Source organism: Ruegeria sp. CDSA079, from assembly GCF_059612245.1.
Genome location: NZ_JBXWQF010000059.1, coordinates 1 through 1,458 on the forward strand (window position 1 = coordinate 1; position 1,458 = coordinate 1,458).

Annotated in this window: 2 protein-coding genes; both read left to right on the forward strand. The window is 56.1% G+C overall.

The features are described from left to right. Positions 1-684: hypothetical protein (locus tag AC2FJZ_RS22335; RefSeq protein ID WP_496780424.1), on the forward strand; the 684-nt coding region annotated here is incomplete at its 5' end. A 253-nt stretch (positions 685-937) separates the two neighbouring features. Next, on the forward strand, positions 938-1,402 hold the full coding sequence (locus AC2FJZ_RS22340) for an alpha/beta fold hydrolase (protein ID WP_496780426.1): 465 nt from the start codon (positions 938-940) through the stop codon (positions 1,400-1,402). Positions 1,403-1,458: the final 56 nt, after the last annotated feature.

Genomic DNA, 1,458 nt, shown 5'->3' on the forward strand with positions numbered 1-1,458 from the left:
TATCACGCCAGGGCCATTGAGGCTAAACCAACCCTCGCTGCCGCCTATGCTGAAGCAATTTGGACAATGAATGGCGCGAGAACCTATGATCTTCGTCGCGAGCTGTCACCCTACTATGAGAAACTGCCACGCTGGATCGAGGCCGGACGACACATGGCAGGGCAGAGCCCGACGCTTGATTTGAGTGTTGCCGTGGCTGATTACAATGTGGATGGGGATGCGGATCGACTTTCCGTGGCGCTTGAGCAAATCCGGCAAAGAGCGCCATTAGATGCCCGCCTGCATTTGTTTATGGGTTGGGGATACAACTGGGCCGGGTTTCCTAAAATGGCATTGAGTTGCTTTCAGACGGCGCTTCGGTTGGGCCGATATGGAGCCGTTTTCGTGGGTGCTTCCGGAGGTGCCGCCACCTCTTGCGTAATGCTTGGTCGAGACCATGATGCTATCGCCTTTGCAGAAGCAGGTCTGCGCTTCTCAAAAAACTATGCCGCGCTCCACAGCACGAGGGCCGCTGCTCACGCAATGCTTGGGGAACCTGAGAAAGCGTCTGCGGCTTTGGCGCAAATGCTGCAAATGGAGCCTAGTGAAACGATTTCGAAGTGGCGTAGCAACGTGGACTATGGCGGCTCTGAAGGCGCTAAACGCTACTTTGAGGCACTTCGCCGGGCAGGGTTGCCAGAATAGCGGTGCCGGAACCAAGTCGCGCTGACAAATCCGGCAGCTTGATCGCGCATCTTGGTAACTGCAAAGCACGGATTTGAATGTCCGCTTCGGGCTGCGACAAGCCAATCGAACGGATTGCAGATAATGGTGACTCTGGGCTCATTTCAGAAGTGTACTTTTGCAGATGCTCGTGCTGAACGTCCAATCGATGCTGTGGACGAGGCGGCCCTGTTGAATCTACTGTCTTTGCAGTATCGATGGAGTGGGGCGGGTTATGGCGACATTTGTATTGATCCACGGAGCGTGGCAAGGGGGATGGTGCTGGGCTCGCGTAGCCGCCCTTCTGCGCAAGGAGGGCCACGACGTTTTCACCCCGACACTGACAGGGTTGGGTGAACGTGCTCACCTCGTGAGTGACGAAACCGATCTGGCCATGCATATCGAGGATGTCCTGGGGGTAATCAGGTGCGAAGAACTCTCTGACATTGTTTTGTGTGGTCATAGCTATGGCGGCATGGTTGTCACCGGAGTGGCGGATAGAGCGCCCGACCACATTCGCTCGCTTGTGTACCTCGATGCGCTCGTGCCGGACGATGGGCAGGCGGCCTTGGACGTTTTGCCTACGGATATCGCGGCAGGGCTTCGTGATAGTGCTGTCGATGGCAAAGTCGCGCCGGGCCTAGCGGAGGCTTTTTCGGTGAATGGAGCAGACTGTGCGGGTTTTGTTGCAAAGATTTGAGCCCGTTGAGTTGTTTCAGCAATCGCTTGTGAGTCAGATGGCGAGCTCAGCGAACT

Bases quoted from the DNA above. Each gene is read 5' to 3' on its own strand.
- AC2FJZ_RS22340 (WP_496780426.1), top strand. From the start codon at position 938: ATGGCGACATTTGTATTGATCCACGGAGCGTGGCAAGGGGGATGGTGC.